The 18835-nt window shown below is 67.4% G+C and carries 12 protein-coding genes and 2 pseudogenes; 4 read left to right on the top strand and 10 right to left on the bottom strand.

Annotation, left to right across the window (positions count from 1 at the left end):
* Positions 1-64: 64 nt before the first annotated feature.
* The 3 genes from TVB01_RS11770 to TVB01_RS11780 are packed head-to-tail and all read right to left on the bottom strand — an operon-like array spanning position 65 to position 7193.
* The gene (locus TVB01_RS11770) at positions 65-3511 is read right to left on the bottom strand and encodes an ATP-dependent helicase (protein ID WP_422456132.1); all 3447 of its coding nucleotides are present in this window, start codon (positions 3509-3511) and stop codon (positions 65-67) included.
* Between the two features lie 26 nt (positions 3512-3537).
* On the bottom strand, positions 3538-6780 hold the full coding sequence (locus tag TVB01_RS11775) for an ATP-dependent helicase (protein ID WP_422456097.1): 3243 nt from the start codon (positions 6778-6780) through the stop codon (positions 3538-3540).
* Positions 6777-7193 carry an MGMT family protein gene (locus TVB01_RS11780; protein ID WP_422456098.1) on the bottom strand — a complete coding sequence of 139 codons (417 nt, stop codon included), beginning with the start codon at positions 7191-7193 and terminating at the stop codon, positions 6777-6779. Before TVB01_RS11780 ends, TVB01_RS11775 begins: the two co-directional genes overlap by 4 nt.
* 69 nt (positions 7194-7262) lie before the next feature.
* Between TVB01_RS11780 and TVB01_RS11785 the strand changes: the two are divergent.
* From TVB01_RS11785 to TVB01_RS11800, 4 genes and pseudogenes are all read left to right on the top strand, one after another.
* Positions 7263-7937, top strand: a pseudogene (locus TVB01_RS11785) (3'-5' exonuclease); the annotation flags it as partial.
* A gap of 431 nt (positions 7938-8368) precedes the next feature.
* Complete coding sequence (locus TVB01_RS11790) at positions 8369-9349, top strand: methionine ABC transporter ATP-binding protein (protein WP_422456099.1); 981 nt, start codon at positions 8369-8371, stop codon at positions 9347-9349.
* Positions 9346-10023: pseudogene (locus tag TVB01_RS11795) on the top strand (methionine ABC transporter permease); the annotation flags it as partial. The gene TVB01_RS11790 and the pseudogene TVB01_RS11795, both read left to right, overlap by 4 nt.
* Positions 10024-10283: 260 nt before the next feature.
* Complete coding sequence (locus TVB01_RS11800) at positions 10284-11123, top strand: MetQ/NlpA family ABC transporter substrate-binding protein (protein WP_422456100.1); 840 nt, start codon at positions 10284-10286, stop codon at positions 11121-11123.
* A gap of 88 nt (positions 11124-11211) precedes the next feature.
* Here TVB01_RS11800 and hemL read toward each other — a convergent pair whose 3' ends face one another.
* The 7 genes from hemL to hemG form a co-directional block, all read right to left on the bottom strand.
* Positions 11212-12528, bottom strand: a complete 1317-nt coding sequence (hemL, locus tag TVB01_RS11805) for a glutamate-1-semialdehyde 2,1-aminomutase (protein WP_422456101.1) — start codon at positions 12526-12528, stop codon at positions 11212-11214.
* Entirely contained in the window at positions 12528-13511 is a 984-nt protein-coding gene (hemB, locus tag TVB01_RS11810) for a porphobilinogen synthase (RefSeq protein ID WP_422456102.1), read from the bottom strand. The genes hemL and hemB overlap by 1 nt, the downstream gene beginning before the upstream one ends.
* Positions 13508-14431, bottom strand: coding sequence for a uroporphyrinogen-III synthase (locus TVB01_RS11815; protein WP_422456103.1), 924 nt, complete (start codon positions 14429-14431; stop codon positions 13508-13510). The genes hemB and TVB01_RS11815 overlap by 4 nt, the downstream gene beginning before the upstream one ends.
* Before the next feature lie 22 nt (positions 14432-14453).
* Positions 14454-15407 (bottom strand): hydroxymethylbilane synthase, encoded by a 954-nt coding sequence (gene hemC, locus TVB01_RS11820; RefSeq protein WP_422456104.1) that lies wholly within the window; start codon positions 15405-15407, stop codon positions 14454-14456.
* Entirely contained in the window at positions 15407-16597 is a 1191-nt protein-coding gene (locus TVB01_RS11825) for a ferrochelatase (protein WP_422456105.1), read from the bottom strand. The genes hemC and TVB01_RS11825 overlap by 1 nt, the downstream gene beginning before the upstream one ends.
* On the bottom strand, positions 16594-17298 hold the full coding sequence (gene hemQ, locus TVB01_RS11830) for a hydrogen peroxide-dependent heme synthase (RefSeq protein WP_422456106.1): 705 nt from the start codon (positions 17296-17298) through the stop codon (positions 16594-16596). Before hemQ ends, TVB01_RS11825 begins: the two co-directional genes overlap by 4 nt.
* 72 nt (positions 17299-17370) lie before the next feature.
* Positions 17371-18834, bottom strand: a complete 1464-nt coding sequence (hemG, locus tag TVB01_RS11835) for a protoporphyrinogen oxidase (protein ID WP_422456107.1) — start codon at positions 18832-18834, stop codon at positions 17371-17373.
* Position 18835: the final 1 nt, after the last annotated feature.

Genomic DNA, 18835 nt, shown 5'->3' on the forward strand with positions numbered 1-18835 from the left:
CCGCCGTCCCGGGGCCGGCGGCTCTCCTTCGTTCGGATTGGCCCGGTTCGGGTTGGCCGGTCCTTCAGGCCCCCGGGGCGGAGCTGGCGATGATCTTCTCCAGTTCCGCAGCATCCAGCAGGTTGTGCGGACGGATGAGCTTATCCGCGGCGACGTAATAGAAAGCGGCACGGACCTTTTCCAGCGGAACGTTCTGCAGCCGGGACCAGGCCAAGCGGTAGACCGCCAGCTGCACGGACCGGACGGCGAGCTTGTCGGCTGAAGGAGGCGCACCGGTCTTCCAGTCGATCAGGTCCCAGCCGCCGTCGTCATCCCGGAAGACGGCGTCGATCCGCCCGCGGACCACTACGGATTCCACCCTGGTCTCCACCGGCACCTCGATAAAGGCCGGCGTCCGGTGCGCCCACTCAGACGCCTCGAACGTCGCCACCATGTCCTCAAGCTGGTAGGCCTCATCCACGTAGGCATCGGCCGCGCCCGGGTATTCGTCGAGGTCCAGCATTCCGCTGCGGCCGAAATACTCCTCGATCCACGCGTGGAACGCCGTGCCTTTGCGCGCTGCCATACCCGGTTCCCGGGGAACCGGCCGGCGCAGCTGCCGGGTCACGGCCTCCGGATCATCCTGCAGGTCCACCAGCATGGAGGCCGAAATGTGGGCGGGCAGTTCCACCTGCATCACCTCGTCAGGAGCGCGGTGCCGGGCGAGGACCAGGTCTACGTCCTTCCCCCAGCGGCCCGGCGGAAACACCGACCCGGCATCATCTGCCACGGGATCTGCCTTGTCCTCTCCGGGGGCACGATCCTGTGGGCCCGGGCCAGGGGAACCGGTGTCGGCCGCTGCCAGGACGGCAGCTGCCGCTGCCTCCATGGAGGCCCGGCGCGCCGGCGCCAGCGGGTCCTTGGGCCAGGCCGCCCGCTCCGTCAGCGCGTTGGCGGGGTTCTCATCCCCCTCATCGCCGGGTTCCAGCCAGGACAGCAGATGGAAGCCGTCCGCTCCGGCTTTCCCAAGCTCGTACAGGTCCAGCAGGTAGCGGGAGGCTTCCGTCGGTTTGGACCGACCGCCGCCCCAGGCGCTTGAGGTGCAGAACAAGACGTGTCGTGCCCGGGTGAAGGCAACATAGGCCAGGCGGCGCTCCTCGCGTTCGGCATGCCCGCGGGCGTCCTCGGCGAAGAGCTTTTCGGCGTTGACCCACGACTTCTGGTCCGGCTGCTCCCAGTCCCACTGCGGAAGGTCCGGCGCGTCCCCGCGGAGGTTCCACGGAATAGCTTCGTTGCCGCTGCTCCAGCGCGAGTCCTTGTCGTTGGGGAACTGGCCCTCGCTGAGGCCGGGGACGGCGACGACGTCCCACTCGAGGCCCTTGGATGCATGGACGGTCAGCAGCTGGACCGCTTCCCGGCTGGTCTCCAGCTGGGTCACGGGAAGCCCGTTCTCCTCCTCATCCGCAACCTCGAGCCAGGCAAGGAAGGCCGCAAGGTCCACCCGGTCCGCCGAGGCGCTGAAGGTGGCGGCGGCGTCGACAAAGGCATCGAGGTTGCGCCGCGATTCGTGGATGCTGATTCCCGGCTTTGCCGCAACCTCGATGTCCAGAAGGATGCGTCGTTCGACTTCTCCGATGAGGGTGGTGAGGTCCTCCCCCACGTAGCCGCGCAGTTCCCGCAGCTCATCGCGCAGGGCGCTGAGGCGGGCCAGGCCTGCAGCTGTCAGTGACCGTCCGGCGTGGGACACCCACCCCGGTTTGGGAAGGTAGTCAACGGCTTCAACGAGGCTGCCGGCTTCGGACAGATCAGTCTCGACGACGGCGGCTCCGCTTTCGTCCGGACCATCGACGTCGGCCAGGTCCTGAACGCTGACAGCGCGTTCCCGTACCCGCACCAGATGCCGTGACCAGTCAGCCAGGGCCATGAGGTCCGCCGGGCCGATCCGCCACCGCGCTCCGGCCAGGATCCGCAGCATTGAATCCGAACGCCCGGGATCCCCGAGCACGCGCAGGACAGCAAGCAGGTCAACAATTTCCGGCGTCGAAAGCAGCCCGCCCAGCCCGACGATCTGGACGGGGACCCCCTCCGCCTCCAAAGCGCGGCGGATCGGATCGAACTGTTTCTTTCCCCGGCAGAGAACTGCCACGGTGGGAGGAAGCAGGTTTCCCCGGCCGTCCGTCTCGTGGTCAGGATGTTTCCACCACTGTGTCCGCAGGGCAGCGATCTGCGCTGCCAGGGCCTCAGCTTCCCCCAGGCTCACCGTTCCGTCGGGCAGCTGAACCGTCTTCTCTGTGAGGTAACGGCCAAGGTAGACCTCGCCGACACGGGCCTTCGGCTTCGCCTGGAGTTCGGGGACGTCCAGCGGCCGGTTGTGCTTCAGCCACGGAACGCCCTGGTTCAGCGGTGCTGATACGGAGTTGGCGGTGGCGAGGATGGAGGTGGAGTTCCGCCAGGCCACCGAGAGATTCGCGACAGCGGCAGGCGTCCTGCTGCCGTCAGCCAGGACCTTGGGGAAATTGGTGCGGAATGTCCCCAGCTGTCCGGCAGATGCGCCGCGGAAACCATAGATTGACTGGTGGGGGTCGCCGACCGCGGTCACCGGCGTCCCGTCACCGAACAGCTTGGAGAACAGCACCATCTGCGCATGCGAGGTGTCCTGGAACTCGTCCAGGAGAACTACCTTGTACTTGGCGCGCTCCATCTCGACTGCTTCCGGGATTTCCTCGGCGATCCGGGCCGCCAGCGCCACCAGGTCACCGAAGTCCAGCTGCCGCCGCTCGGCTTTGGCCCGCTGGTAAGACTCCACCAGCTCCGTAACGGAGACCCGGGTACGGAGCTTGCCGAGCAGGGCCGTGGCTGCCTGGGCGGGCTCCTTCGTCTTCCCTGCCTGATAGGGCAGGGCCTGGACCTCGGCAATGTGCCGCTCCAGTTCGGCGCGCACCTGGGCCGGAGTGCGCAGGTGCTCCGAACATTCAGATGCCATCTGCAGGACGGCACCGACGAGCGTGGACTTGGCTGCCGTGAAGTGTTCGTAGTCCCCTGAATAGGCCTCCACGACCTCGTTCGCCAGCTGCCATGACTGCGCTCCGCCCAGCATCACGGAGTCGCGCTCGACGCCGATGCGCAGCCCGTAGTCGTTCACGATTCCGTTGGCGTAGGAGTGGTAGGTGGACACCGAGGGCTCCAGCTGACTGTCCTCGGGCGCTTCCGCTTCGGCACCCATCACGCGGTGCAGCAGCCGAAGCCTCCCCCGGATACGGGAGGCAAGTTCGCCCGCCGCCTTCCGGGTGAAGGTCACACCGAGGATCTGTTCGGGTTCCACGAGTCCATTGGCCACCAGCCAGACCACCCGGTCCGCCATCGTTTTGGTTTTGCCCGAGCCTGCGCCGGCCACTACCAGGAGCGGTTCAAGCGGGCCTTCGATGATCGCTTCCTGCGCCTCGGTCGGGTACTGGACCGGGTCGGCCGAATCCCCGTGCAGCAGCTCGGCGAGCTGACGCGCGGAGTAGGACCGCCCCTTCCGCTGTTCCATCTGCACTTCTTCCCCAACACGGACGCTCACTCGGTGACCTGCTTTCCTTCAGTGCAGAGCGGACAGATTTCCGGCAGCCGGCAGCCGTGGCCGCCGAAGCCGCTTCGCCCGGGATCGTGAATGGTCTCGAAGGTCGCGCCTGACATCAGTTCCGCCGCCTGCTGGATCATCTCGAAGGCACTGTCCTCCGCGGCCCCCAGCGGTGGCTGTTCCTGCACGGAAACACCCTTGGAGGATGTCCCCAGCTGAACCAGTGCGGCGCCGCCCGGTACCTGCGGCCCTTCCTCGAGGGCGCCCTTGCGCACCGCTTCCTGATACGCGGCCAGCTGTGGGTGGCCGGCAAGGTCAGCCTTCTTGGGAGCGGACTTTCCGGTCTTCAGGTCGACGATGAAAAGCCGGCCCTCGGCGTCGGCTTCCAGCCGGTCAATTTGGCCGCGGAGCAGCGCGGTACGGACAGCGCCGCGAACTTCCACGGGGATCTCAGCCTGGAAATCCTTTTCGACGGCCACCAGGTGCCGCCCTCCCTGGCGCATCTGGATCACGTAGTCCGCAAGCTTGCGGACCATTTTCTCGGCCCGCTGGAGATCGAGCTTGCTCTCCCAGGAATCCTTCATGCCCAAAGAGGGCCAGCGCCGCAGCAGCTCGGCAGCGTACTCGCTGCCGGACGCGTCGGGCATCTCCTGCGCTATCTGGTGGACGAGAGTACCCAGGGAACGGGCAAAGTCCGTTGCCTGCTCACCGCCTGCAGCAGAAACGAACCAGCTCAGCGGGGATTTCATCACGGCGTCGACTTTCGACGGCGAAACGGGGATCGGCGCATCCGGCGGCAGGATCGGCTCAGTCGTGGACAGCGGCAGCAATCCCCACCACTCGTCCGGGGCCGCGCCCGGCACCCGAACCGGGTGCCGCAGCATGCGCCCCAGGTGTCCGGCAGCTTCTGCCGCCGCTTCGGGGACCGTGTCTGACTGCTGGGCGTGGGCCCGAAGCTCCGCGACCAGCGAGCGCAGGGTGAGCGGACGCAGGACCTCCGTCCGTTCCCGGACGAGCACACCGTCCGGAAGCGGGTCCACCAAATCCAGGAACTGTGAGGGCTGTTCGTCCTCCGACGCGACCGCCGTACAGATCAGTTCCTCTTTGGCCCGGGAAACGGCCGTCGAGAAACTGCGCAGTTCATCGTGCCGGATCGCGTGCATCAGCGTCTGGGGGTTCCGGTACCGGCGGTAATCGTCGCCGTATTCAACTGCGGACACGAGGTCGCCGCTGCCCAGCAGCTCACCGCGCAGGCGCAGGTTCGGCCAGACGCCTTCCTGGATTCCGGCGACGATGACCAGCGGCCATTCACGCCCGGCTGCGCTGGCCGGGGTCAGCAGTTCCACCGCGTCCCGCTTCTGGGCCCGGGCCGCGAGGGTATCCATGGGCAGCTCGGAACTGGTCAGATAGTCCAGGAACTGGGCCGGCGTCGAACCGGGGAGCTGGTCCACGTAACGCTCAGCGGTTTGGAACAGCGCCATGATGGCATCCAGGTCCCGGTCGGCGCGCAGGCCAGTCGATCCTCCCGCCAGTGCTGCCTCGGCCCACTTCTTGGACCAGCCCGAGGCTGACCAGAGCGCCCAGAGCAGAGTCTCGGCAGTGGCTCCCGGCTGGGCGGCGGCTTCCCTGCCCGCACGCAGCATCGCGGCCAGGCGTTTCGCTGCTCCGGCCTCCCAGCCAAGACCGGCAAGGGCCAGGCCGGAGTCGGAGAGCGGATCAAGCAGTGCTTCCACCAGCAAGGCATCCGAACTCCGTCCGCCGCCGGCACGCAGCTCTTCGCGCCGCAAAGCCTGCCGCAGCCGGCGCAGGTCCAGCGAACCGGCGCCTCCGATGCGCGACGTCAGCAGCGAGACAGCCGTCTCGGGGGTCAGGAGTTCGGGAACGAGCACAACGGCGAACGCGTCCAGCAGCGGACGGACCGCTGCTTCATCCCGCACGGCTTTCTCCGCCACGGGCACCTTGACTTCGATTCCCTGGCTGGTGAGGTAGCGCTGGATCCGGGAGAGCTGCCCGCCGGTGCGGACGATGACCGCAATGTCCTCCAGCGGCCGGCCGTCCAGCAGCTGGGCTTGAAGGATGCGCTGGGCGATGTAGCGCATTTCATGCATCGGAGAGTCCACGACGTGCGCTGTGGCCGCGGGAGCTTCGTTCTGGCCGGCGGATTCCTTCCCGGACTCCGGTCCGGGGCGCCCGGCGCTGCTGCGGCAGGACGGCAGGCCCGGCACGACGGAGATCCGGGAGGCTACCCGGTGCCATGCCGACGCAACCGGTGCCGCCAGGCGGTGCTGGGTCGCCAGCACGGCCGTTTCCAGTCCCGGGCCGAGGGTCTCCTTGAGGTTGCCGAGCAGGTCGGGCCGGGCACCGCGGAAGCCCTGCACCACGGTGTCCGGTGCAGCGGTCACCACGACATCACGTCCTGCGGCAAGCACCGCGAGCAGCTGGTGGATCGCCGGGTTGGCCTCCTGCAGGTCGTCAACCAGGACCAGCTTCAACCGTTCGTGTTCAGCTGCCAGGAACTCCGGATCGGATTGGAGGATGTGCAGGGCGCTGGTAATGATGCCCGCAGGGTCGAAAGCCTCCGGCATCCGGATGTCCAGGACGTCACGGTATTCCCCGTAGAGGGCTGCGGCAGCAACCCAGTCCTGGCGTCCATACCGCCGCCCGTAGCCGGCCAGTTCCGACGGTTCCAGCCCCAGTTCGATGACGCGGTCAAAAAGCTGCCGCACCTCCTGCCGGAAGCCGCGGGTCCCCAGTGCCATGGACAGGGATTCCGGCCAGGGAAGCTCCGGCACGCCGTTCTGGCCGTGGCCGGCCAGCAGCTCCTTGATGATCACATCCTGCTCCGCACCCGAAAGCAGTTTCGGTGCACGAATGATGTAAGGGAGCCTGCCCTCGGCCTTTGCCCGGCGGATGACGTCGAAGGCGTAGGAGGCCCAGGTCCGCGCAGGCGCGGCGCTAATGGTCCGTTCCAGCCGCGCGGACAGGGCATCACGCAGGGACGCAGCTGCCAGGCGGGAGGGCGCGAGCAGCAGGACGCCGGCGGGGTCCAGGCCGCCACGTTCGATCCGCGCGACGGCGGTCTCGACCAGGACAGTGGACTTGCCGGTGCCCGGAGCACCCAGGACCAGGAGCGGCCCGCTGCCCGGACTCCTGTCCACGGCCAGCTGCTGGTCCGGGCTGAGGGCCGGAGCTGCCCTGCCGGCGGCTGCCGGCGGAACCAGTTGCAGGTTGATGCTCATGTCTCCACTTCACCATGTCCCGGTGACATTGCCTGATTCCTGCCTGCCGCGTCTGCCGCGAGCCGGTCCCGCAGTCCGTCAAGCACATGCCAGTCCGCGTCCGAGGGCTGCCAGCGCGCCTCCGGAAGCCGGACCCGGTAGCCGGTCCCGTCTGGTGCCATGCTCCCCCGGACCGGTGTTCCCTCCTGCACATAGTGCTCCCAGGCGCTCCGGCCGTGGCAGGCGGGCGGCTCCCCGGAGGACCTGATGACACGCCACCACGGCACGGCTGAGCCGCTGCGGGACATCACTTTGCCCACCTGCCGCGGCCCGCCCGCACCGAGAAGTTCGGCGATATCCCCGTAAGCCAGCACCCGGCTTGGAGAAATCAGCGCTGCAACTGCCAGCACCGCCTCGTCATAGTCCTCCCGCATGCTTCCAGCCTAGCCGCCGACGGCGCGCTGAATCCGGGAAATGTCCGTGCCCGCGGGTACGTTGGAAGTATGTTGAGCTGGCATAACCTCCCCCGTGCATCCTTCGACCTGGAAACCACGGGCCGCGATCCGCAGTCCGCCCGGATTGTCACGGCGTCGATCATCCTGGTGGATGCCGCGGGGAATGTCCTGGAACATCACGAGTGGCTGGTGGACCCGGGCGTGGAAATCCCGGAGGAGGCCGCAGCCATCCACGGCATTACCACCGCGCAGGCGCAGCGCGACGGCCTGCCCATTGGGAACGCCGTCGCACAGATCACCAACGTTCTCAGAGGCTTCTTCGACGCCGGCGTTCCGGTGCTGGCCTTCAACGCTTCCTACGACTTCACGGTGCTGGCCCGCGAGGCCGAACGTGCGGGCCAGACGGCACCCGTGCCGTTCCCCGTCATCGACCCCTACATCATGGACAAGCAGGCAGACCGGTACCGGCGCGGGAAGCGGACGCTGACCGCCATGGCCGAGCACTACGGCGTCAGCTTCGAGAATGCGCACACGTCCGCCGCCGATGTCATGGCCACGCTCGCCGTTGGGTCCGCCATGGCGAATGCCTTCCCGGTCCTTGCCCGGGAATGCACTGCGCTGCATCAGCTGCAGGTCGGGTGGGCGGCCGAGCAGGCGGCCAGTTTCCAGTCCTACCTCCGCCGCCGGGACCCCGAAGCGGTGATCGACGGAAGCTGGCCGGTCAGGTCCGCCCCGGCGACCGTCCCGCAGCTGGCCGCGGCCGGTGCACTGGATGCGGTTGACGCGGTTGACGCAGCTGACACCGCACCCGCCGGGCGTCCAGTACGTTCCCTGGCCGGGACGGTACCTCTGCTGGTCGAGGAAGCCGGCGGGCAACTTGGCCTGGCATTGTCGGGAGATACCGCCGTACCAGCCTGATCTCCGCAGCATCCGATTTCAGCCTGCGCGCCCTTCCCGCGTAGCATTGACATACTTAACGCAGTGTTTGGCGCTGATGGCGCCCGGGCGCACCGGCCAGTCCACAGGACCCGGTTGTCCGCCCTGTGCCACGCGATTGGCAGGCACTCTTCCCTAGCCGGGCCGTTGGCGTCCCATGCCGCCTGGCTTTTTTCCTGCACGACATTTTGAGTACAACAACGCAGACACGAGGATGAATGATCACTGTTACCGACCTGCGGAAGGTCTACCGTCAGGGCGCCCGCGATGTGGTCGCCCTGGACGGCGTGAGCATGAGCGTGCCCAAGGGATCCATCCACGGCATCATCGGACATTCCGGCGCCGGGAAGTCCACGCTGGTCCGCTGCCTCACGCTGCTTGACCGCCCGACGTCGGGAGCCGTTACCATCGACGGCCGGGAACTGACCAACGTGAAGGACGCCGAAATCCGGCAGGCACGCCGCCGCATTGGCATGGTGTTCCAGCACGCGAACCTCATGGATTCCAGGACCGCTGCCGCGAACGTCGCGCATCCCCTGGAGCTGGTGGGTACCCCCCGCAGCGAGATCCAGGCGCGCGTCACCGAGCTGCTCGCGCTGGTAGGGCTTGCCGACTTCGCCGACGCCTACCCTGCGCAGCTGTCCGGCGGACAGAAGCAGCGGGTGGGAATTGCGCGTGCCCTGGCAGCCCATCCTGACGTGCTCCTCTGTGATGAGCCCACGTCTGCCCTCGATCCGCGGACGACGGACGAGATCCTGGACCTGATCGCTGAGCTGACCCGCCGGCTGGAGCTGACCGTCCTGATCATTACGCATGAAATGAACGTCGTGAAGCGGATCTGCGATTCTGTTTCGCTGCTCGAAGCCGGTCGCGTGGTCGAGCACGGACCGCTGCAGGAAGTCGCCTCCGATTTGGGCGGCCGCCTGGCCAAGGCCCTCATCCCGCTTCCGGCAACTCCTTCCATGCCGGGCGGACCGGTGGTCGAGCTCCTGATGGTCGGCGAGCATGCCACAGAACCGGTGCTCTCAGGACTGACCCGGCGCTTTGACACGGACGTCAACGTACTGGCCGGAAGTGTCGAGACCCTTGCCGGAACCCGCTTTGGCCGGCTCCGGGTCCAGTTGGACCAGAGTACTGACATGGATGCTGTCCGGACATACCTCGCCGCCCAGGGCGTCGCAGTGGAGGTTGCAGCATGAACCTGCTCGAAGAACTCGCAAATAATCCCGGCATCACCAAGGCGCTTCCCGAAGCCGTCGCGGACACGCTGCTCATGGTGGGAGTCTCCGGATTCTTCACCCTGCTGATTGGGCTTCCGCTCGGCATTTTCCTGCACACGAGTGCTCCCGGCGGACTGCGTCCGATGCCGGTGACCAACCGGATCCTGTCCGACATCATCGTGAACATCACCCGCTCGATTCCATTCGCGATCCTGATGGTGATCCTGATTCCGTTCTCCCGGCTCGTCACCGGCTCCTCGATTGGTCCGCTGGCTGCCTGCGTGCCGCTTTCCATCGGCACCATTCCCTTCTTCGCCCGCCTGGTCGAAACCTCGCTGCGGGACGTCGCCGGCGGCAAGATCGACGCTGCCCTCGTCATGGGATCCACCCGGATGCAGGTCATCCGGAAGGTCCTGATGCCGGAGGCCCTTCCCGGGCTCGTCGCAGCTCTGACCACCACCCTGGTGACGCTGGTGGGCTACTCAGCCATGGCCGGCATCATCGGCGGCGGCGGACTCGGCCGGCTCGCGTACAACTACGGCGTCCAGCGCTTCGATACGGCAGTCATGGTGGTCACGATCGTGATCATCGTGGCGATCGTGCAGATCATCCAGCTCGTCGGTGATTTTACTGCCGCCCGGGTGGACCACAGGTCCGCGGCCGGCACCAAGCGCCGCCGCCGCCCTGCTGCAGGCAGCGCCGGCCCGTCTGCGCCGGCCAAGACTGCCGGCGGCGAAGAAGCGGCAGAAAGCACCGGCTCGCGGGTCCGTGCCTGAGGGCAGCATCCCCTCCCTATTCTTCCGGGACCGGCCCCTGCGGCGTGCCCCGGGAACTGCAGCCAGTAGCCGCTAGCTGCACAACGGCCGGCACCGGGTTCACCCGGTAACCGGATTCTTGAAAGGAAACGCATCTGATGCGGAAAGCATTCTCATTCGTGGCCACCGGCGTGGCCGCGGCTCTGGCGCTGACGGCTTGCGGAGGCTCCGACGCCTCCTCCAGCGCTGTGGAGAGCCTCGATCCCGCCACCCCGGTCACACTGACTGTGGGCGCCAGCCCGCAGCCGCATGCCGTCATCCTGGAATACGTGGCGGAGAACCTCGCGGCAGACGCCGGACTGGAACTGGAAGTCGTCCCGTTCGATGACTACGTCACCCCGAACATCTCGCTGGACGACGGCTCGATCGACGCCAACTACTTCCAGCACCTCTCCTACTTGGAGGCCCAGACCGAGAGCCAGGGGTACGACTTTGAGCACGGCGAAGGCGTGCACATTGAGCCGTACGCCGTCTTCAGCGATAAGCACCAGGACATTTCCGACGTCGAAGACGGAGCCCGGGTGGCGATCACCAACGATCCGTCCAACCAGGCCCGCGCTCTGGCCCTGCTGGAAGAGGCCGGGCTGCTCAAGGACGTGGGCGACGATGCCTCCGTCATCTCCCTGACGGATGAGCAGAATCCGAAGAACCTGGACTTCGTGGAGAACCAGGCTGAGCTGCTGGTCAATGACCTCTCCGATCCCACCGTGGACCTGGCGATCATCAACGGCAACTACATCCTCGACGCCGGGCTCAAGACGGAAGACGCACTGCTGGTCGAATCCGTGGAGAATAACCCGTACGCAAACCTGCTTGCCTGGAAGACCGGCAACAAGGACGCACGCATCGACAAGCTCGAAGAGCTGCTGCACTCCCCCGAGGTGAAGACCTTCATCGAGGAGAAGTGGCCGAACGGTGATGTGACTCCGGCCTTCTAGCCCGGGACACCGCCTCATCGAGATAACAGAAACTGCCCGTATCCAGACCGGATACGGGCAGTTTCTGTTATCTCGGTGAGGGAGAGCGCTACGGCTGGGCGGCCGCTGCGGCCTTCGCCGCTGCCGGCAGGGCAGCCAGGATCCGGTCCATTGCGGCGTCGTCGTGAGCCCCGGAAAGGAACCAGGCCTCGAAGACCGACGGCGGCAGGTAGACACCGGAGTCCAGCATGGAGTGGAAGAACGGCTTGAACCGGAAGGCATCCTGGGCCAGCGCATCGGCGTAGTTGTGCACGCCGTGCTCAGCTGTCCCGAAGGCGATGCTGAACAGGTTCCCGGCCCGCTGGACGCTGTGGTTCACGCCTTCGGCGGAGAGTGCCTCGGAGACGGCCTGGGAAAGCTGGGAAGAGCGGGCATCGATGTTGGCGTAGACCTCCGCAGTGGCCGCGGTAAGGGTGGCGACGCCGGCGGCCATGGCGATCGGGTTACCGGACAATGTGCCGGCCTGGTAGACCGGTCCGAGCGGTGCCAGGTAGTCCATGACCTCGGCCCGGCCGCCCAGGGCAGCCACGGGCATGCCGCCGCCAATGACCTTGCCGAAGGTGTAGAGGTCCGGTGCCCAGCCTTCCTGCTCCCCGGTCAGTCCCCAGTAGCCGGCTGCGGAGGTGCGGAACCCGGTGAGGACTTCGTCCAGGATCAGCAGCGCGCCGTGTGAGGTGGTGATGCGGGACAGAGCGGCGTTGAAGCCCTCGGCCGGGGTGACAACACCCATGTTGGCCGGAGCAGCCTCGGTGATGACCGCGGCGATGTTCGCTCCGTGCTCGGCGAAGGCTGCCTCCACGGCGGCGACGTCGTTGTACGGCAGCACCAGTGTTTCCGCGGCAGTTGCAGCGGTGACGCCCGCGGAACCCGGCAGTGCCAGCGTGGCGACGCCGGAGCCGGCGGAGGCCAGCAGACCGTCCAGATGGCCGTGGTAGCAGCCGGCAAACTTGATGACCAGGTTCCGGCCGGTGAAGCCGCGGGCCAGGCGGACGGCGGTCATGGTGGCTTCGGTCCCGGTCGAGACCATGCGCAGGCGCTCGACAGGCTTGACCCGGTCCATCACCAGGGCGGCCAGTTCGGCTTCGGCCGGAGTGGAAGCACCGAAGGACAAGCCCCGGTCGACGGCGGAGTGCACGGCTGCCAGCACGTCCGGGTGCGCGTGGCCCACCAGGGCGGGGCCCCAGGAGCAGACAAGGTCCACGTATTCACGGCCCTCGGAATCGGTCACATACGGACCCTTTGCGGAAACCAGGAAGCGCGGCGTACCGCCCACGGAGCCGAAGGCACGCACGGGTGAGTTCACGCCGCCGGGCATCAGGGCACGGGCACGGTCGAAGAGCTCTTCGGAGGAGACTGTCTGGGTCATTACTTGCTTTCCTTCAGCCAGGCCGCCAGCTCGGCAGCCCAGTACGTGAGAATGATGTTGGCACCGGCACGCTTGATGCCGAGGACGGATTCTTCAATGGCGCGGCGGCGGTCGATCCAGCCGTTCGCTGCCGCAGCTTCGATCATCGCGTATTCGCCGGAGATCTGGTAAGCGGCCACCGGAACCGGTGACATGGCGGCGACGTCGGCAAGGATGTCCAGGTAGCTCATGGCCGGCTTCACCATGACCATGTCTGCACCCTCTTCGAGGTCGAGTTCCACTTCCAGGAGTGCCTCGCGGCGGTTGGCGGCGTCCATCTGGTAGGTCCGGCGGTCGCCCGTGAGCTGCGAATCAACGGCTTCGCGGAACGGTCCGTAGAACGCCGACGCGTACTTGGCGGCGTAGGCAATGACGGAGACGTCCTGGAAGCCGGCGTCGTCCAGTGCCTGCCGGATCACGGCGACCTGGCCGTCCATCATGCCGGACGGGCCCAGCACGTGGGCACCGGCGCGGGCCTGCTCCACGGCCATCCGTCCGTAGATTTCCAGCGTGGTGTCGTTGTCCACGACGCCGTCGGCATCCAGTACGCCGCAGTGCCCGTGGTCAGTGAATTCGTCCAGGCAGACATCGCTCATGATCACCAGCTCGTCGCCGACCTCGGCGCGGACATCCGCAATCGCCTTGTTCAGCACGCCGTTCGGGTCGGTTCCGGCGCTGCCGGCTGCGTCCCGTTCTGCGGGAATGCCGAAGAGCATGATGCCGCCGACGCCGAGTTCAACGGCTTCGGCAGCGGCGCGCTTGAGCGTCTCGGTGGTGTGCTGCACGACGCCGGGCATGGAGGTGATGGGATTGGGTTCGGACAGGCCCTCCCGGATAAAGGCGGGGAGGACAAGCTCAGCCGGGTCCAGGCGGTATTCGGCGGTCAGGCGCCGCATCGCCGGTGTGGTCCGCAGCCGGCGGGGACGGTGCTGGGGAAAACTCATGGATGCGTTCTGCCTTCCGTTTCGGTGGATCGTGAATTCTGGTGGGCGGCGAGGGCGGCTTCGACGGCGTCTGCCATGCCGGCCGGCGTCGGGCTGGCTGCCGTCGCGGCCGGCGGGTGGCCCAGCCTGCTGAGTTCCTGCGTTGTCGGGTCCCCGATCGCGGCCAGCAGCGCGGTGCCCGGAACCAGGCAGTCGCGGACAAAGCGGCGGGCCGTGCTGGGAGAGGTAACTACGACGGCGTGGGTTGGGTTCCCCCGGCTGCTGCCGGCGGCGAAGGCGCGGTAGTCCGCGGGCGTGAGTACCGGTTCATCTGCGGGATCTTTCCGCACCAGCGGCACCGCAGCCGGGTAGTCCACTGTCTCGTACGCAGCGACGGCCGTGACCTCCCAGCCAGCGCCGGAGAGCGCGTTGCGCAGGAAGGGATCGGCTATGTCCGCCTGCGGCAGGAAGATCCGGCCGCCGCCGGCACCCGGCCAGGACGCTGCCAGGCCCCGCGCGGACTGGTCCGTCTCGGGCAGGAAGCTAACCTCGATTCCCGCCGCCGCCAGGGCCTTCCCGGTCGCGGAACCGACCGCGGCAACCCGGGTTCCGCCAACCAGGGCAGAAAGCCTGGTTCCGGTGGCTGAGGCGAAGTGCTTCAACGCCTGGACCGTTGTCGCGGACGTGAAGATGATCCAGTCGAATAGTCCCGCACCGAGGTCCAGCAGTCCGGAGGACACCGGTGCGGTGTCCTCCGGAAGCTGGAAGTCGATCAGTGGAAGCAGCTGCACCCGTGCCCCGCGGGCGCGCAGTTCAGCTGCCATGGGCCCGCCGCGGCCGGGGGTGCGCAACAGCACTACTTCGGCGCCGGAAAGCTCCCCTCCGCCACCGGAGGAGAGCCCGTCGCCGGAGTGCGGCGCGCTGCTGCCTTCACCGTTCATCCGGCCCAGCCTCAGCGGCCCATCAGGAGGCAAGCTCCGTGAGCTCCGCTGCGCCCGCGGCGAGCAGTTCTTCAGCCATGCGGACACCGAGGGCCCGTGCGCCGTCTTCGTCGGCCTGGGAGGTCGAGGAATACCGCCGCAGGACGCGGGTTCCGTCATCGCTGCAGACCACTGCTTCCAGGGCCAGGCCTTTTTCGGTCACCCGGGCCAGGGCACCGATCGGCGCGGTGCAGCCTGCTTCCAGCCGGTACAGCAGGGCACGTTCCGCCGTGACGGCCAGCCTGCTGGCAGTGTCGTCATAGGCGGCAAGTGCCCGGCTGAGCGGGCCGTCTGCGGCGTCGGTGGTGCGGCATTCCACGGCCAGCGCGCCCTGCCCGGGCGCCGGCAGCATCACAGCGGGATCCAGGAACTCCGAGACCATGTCCAGGCGCCCCAGCCGGGAGAGGCCTGCGGCGGCCAGCACGACGGCGTCGAGGTCCCCGGGGCCGCCCTCGACCAGTCCGGCCACACGGGCCAGGCGGGTGTCGACGTTGCCCCGGATGTCCACGATTTCCAGGTCCGGACGCGCAGCACGCAGCTGGGCCGCACGGCGGGGCGAGCCGGTGCCCACAGTCGCTCCGGCCGGAAGCTCCGCGAGGGTCAGCGAATCACGGGCACACAGGGCGTCCCGGACATCGACCCGTGCCGGAACAGCCCCGATAGTGAGGCCGTTGGCCTCGGCCGTGGGCAGGTCCTTCAGGGAATGCACGGCAACGTCGCAGTCACCGCGAAGCAGCGATTCACGCAGCGCGGCCACGAACACACCTGTGCCGCCGATCTGGGACAGGGCTGCCCGGTTGACGTCGCCCTCGGTCTTGACACGGACAAGCTCCACCTCGAAGCTGCCGAGTTCAGCGAGCGTCTCCGCGACGGTGGTGGTTTGCGTGAGGGCCAGGGCCGAGCCCCGGGTGCCGATCAGCACCGGTGCCTGCGCCACTACTCGACACCCACGGTGGAGTCGGCGCCCGCAATTGTCGGCTTCTCGCCTCGCAGGTTGGCGCAGCAGCCGGGGCGGCACACGTCGTACCAGGGCCCGAGGCTGGTCACGGCCGGGCGAACGGCAATGTTGTTTTCCACTGTCCGTTCACAGACCAGGTCCACCAGGCCGGCCACGAACTTTTCGTGGATGCCCGGGGTCGGTGTGCGGTGTGCTGCGAGTCCGAGTTCGGTGCAGGTGTCCATGGCTTCGGTGTCCAGGTCCCAGATGACTTCCATGTGGTCGCTGACGAACCCCAGCGGGACAATGACGACGCCGTCCACACCCTTAGCCGGCAGCTCGGCAATCGCATCGTTGATGTCCGGCTCGAGCCAGGGGATGTGCGGAGCGCCGGAGCGGGACTGGTAGACCAGCTGCCAGTCCAGGCCTGCTGCTTCGGGAACCCGCTCCATGATGGCGCGTGCGTTCGCGAGGTGCTGCGCCACGTAGGCACTTCCCTCTTCGAACTCCCGGTCGCGCGGACCGGCTGCCTCGGCGTCGGCGGTGGGGATGGAGTGGGTCGAGAAGAGGACCTCGATCTTTCCTTCCGGCTTGCCGGCGGCGGTGAGCTGCTCCCGGACCTTGGCGATCGAATCCCGCACACCTTCGACGAAAGGCTCCACGAAACCGGGGTGGTCGAAGTACTGCCGTACCTTGTCCACCTGCAGCTTCTTGTCCAGGCCGGTCGCCAGGAGGTTCATGCCCAGGTCTTCGCGGTACTGCCGGCAGGAGGAGTAGCAGGAGTAGACGCTGGTGGTGACCATCAGCAGGCGGCGGTACCCGGCGTCGGCTGCTTCCTGGAGGACATCCTTGATGTAGGGATCCCAGTTGCGGTTGCCCCAGAGCACCGGCAGCTCGATGCCGCGGCGCCCGAGCTCCGCTTCCAGCGCTGCCTTCAGTGCCCGGTTCTGCTCATTGATTGGGCTGATGCCGCCGTTGGCGCGGTAGTGCGTAGCCACCTCTTCGAGCCGCTCATCGGGGATGCCCCGGCCGCGGGTGACGTTGCGGAGGAACGGGATGACGTCTTCCTGGCCCTCGGGGCCGCCAAAGGAAGCCAGGAGGATCGCATCGTACTTGGCCGGAGCCATCACGCCGTCCTCATTGACTCCGTCGAACGGGTCGAAGGACGGTTCTGCGGCAGTGGATGTCATTTGAGCACCTCGGGAACTTCGGCAGCGGCAATGCGCCGGCCGGTGTAGAAGGGGATCTCTTCGCGCACGTGGTTGCGTGCTTCGGTGGAACGCAGGTGGCGCATCATGTCCACAAGGTCCACCAGGTTCGGGGCTTCCAGGCCCAGGATCCATTCCCAGTCGTTCAGGGCGAAGGAAGCCACAGTGTTTGCCAGCACCTGCGGGAACTCCCGGCCCAGCTTGCCGTGGTCGCGCAGCATGGCTCCGCGCTCCTCGGCGGGCAGCAGGTACCACTCGTAGGAACGCACGAACGGGTAGACGCAGATCCAGGCTTCCGGGGCGATGCCGCGGGCAAAGGAAGGCCAGTGGTTCTTGGAGAACTCGGCGTCGCGGTGGACACCCATGGCAGACCAGGCAATTTCGGTGCCGGAGAACAGTTCGGAGCGGCGGATCTGCCGGACCGCTGCCTGCAGGGCCTCGGGACGGCTGCCGTGCAGCCAGATCATGATGTCCGCGTCAGCGCGCATGGCCGAGACGTCGTAGATGCCGCGCAGGGTCACCGACTCGTCGGCAAACCCTGAGACCAGTGCTTCGAAGGCTTCCAGAGCGCCTTCGCTGCTCTTCCGGGGAAGTTCGGACCGCTTGAAAACGGTCCAGAGAGTAAAGAACTGTTCTTGTGTTTCGGCTGTTTCAGTTTCGGTCTGACCCATGGGCTCACTCATGTCTAACAGTCTGCCGGTTTCGGCAGGCTTAGGCGAAATAGGGAACTTCTACGTGCCGTAGAACTGTTTCGATTATTCCACGGCTTTCACGGCCTCGGCGAGGTGCTTCGCGCGGTACCGGGTATCCGCCGTCACGGCGGCCAGTCCGGTTCCGGCCAGCCAGGCGCCCACGACTTCCAGTCCGTGTACTTCGGCGACCGCAGCACGCACCGCCGCCACTCTTTCGGCGTGGCCCACCGAAGCGGACGGGAGTGCTCCCACCCAGCGGACGACGTCCCAGCCGATCACGTCGGTCTCCTCCAGGGGCACCTGGAGCAGGGCAGAAGCATCTGCGAGCGCCGCCGCGAAAAGATCCTCATCCGGGCGAAGGGCCGTGGTGTCCACAGCCTCGCCGGGGCCGAGCCCGCGGCCGTAGGACAGGCGCAGGACATGTGTGCCCGGTCCGGTGGAATCAGCGAGCCACTGCCATTTGGCGGTGGCATGGGTCAGCGCCTTGGCCTGGACGTCGGCGTCCAGCGCCACCAGCACTCCGGTCCCCCGGGGCTTGGCGTCAAGTTCAGGTCGGTCCACCACCAGTGTCACCAGTGCCACCCCGGGACCTGGCCCCGGGCGGAAATCCCCGAGTCCCGGAACGGAAGGTGACAGGAGATCGACGGCGGCCGGCCCGTCCGCCGCAACCACCACGGCGTCCGCCTCAAGCAGGTCCCCCGCGGCTACCCGGAAGCCTTCGGGGGTCCGGTCGATGCCGGTCACAGGGGTGCCGGCCAGGAGCGTGGCACCGCGCTGCCTCAAATCTGCACAGAGCGCCCGGGTCAGTGCCCCCATTCCTCCTTTAAGGGAGGCAACGGTGGAGCCGGCAGGTGCCGCTTTCCGCATGGCCCCCACGGCAGCGGAGAGCGAGCCGTGCTCGGCCATCGCCTTGCGCAGGCCCGGAGCCACAGAATCCACGTCCAGGACATCGGGGTCGGCGGAATACACTCCGCCCACCACCGGGCTCACCAGCCGCTTCAGGACCGGTTCTCCCATCCTGGACCGGACCACCTCACCCAGGCTGACCTTTTCCTTGCGCAGCAGGGGTGCCACCGGAAGGACACGGTCCAGGGAAGCCCGGGCCACGCCGACGCGTCCGATGGCTTTGGCGATCTCTTCGGCCCGCGGATCCGCAGGGATCCCCAGCAGTCCGCTCTGCGGCATCCGCTGCGCTGCCTGAGCCAGATCCGGCCCGCCAAGCTGCAGCCAGGCCCCGGCCGGGTCCGGCTGCACAATGTCTTCGGCCAGGCCCAGCTCCCCGATCAACTGCGGTACTGCCGGAGAGCGCGAAGCATACGATTCGGCACCGCTGTCCAGGTTCAGCCCGGCAACCCGGTGGGTGCCTACGCAGCCGCCGAAAGCCTCTGCGGCCTCCAGCACCGTCACCTCCAACCCTTCGCGTGCCAGGTCACGGGCGGCGATGAGTCCGGAGATTCCCCCTCCGACGACGACGGCGCGGCGTGCCTGCCGGGTTTGAGGTGCTTCCGGCTTCGCGGCTGCGGCCATG

Origin of the sequence: Arthrobacter sp. 7Tela_A1 (assembly GCF_049311065.1) — a bacterium.
In the GTDB taxonomy this organism is placed as follows: Bacteria; Actinomycetota; Actinomycetes; order Actinomycetales; family Micrococcaceae; genus Arthrobacter_B.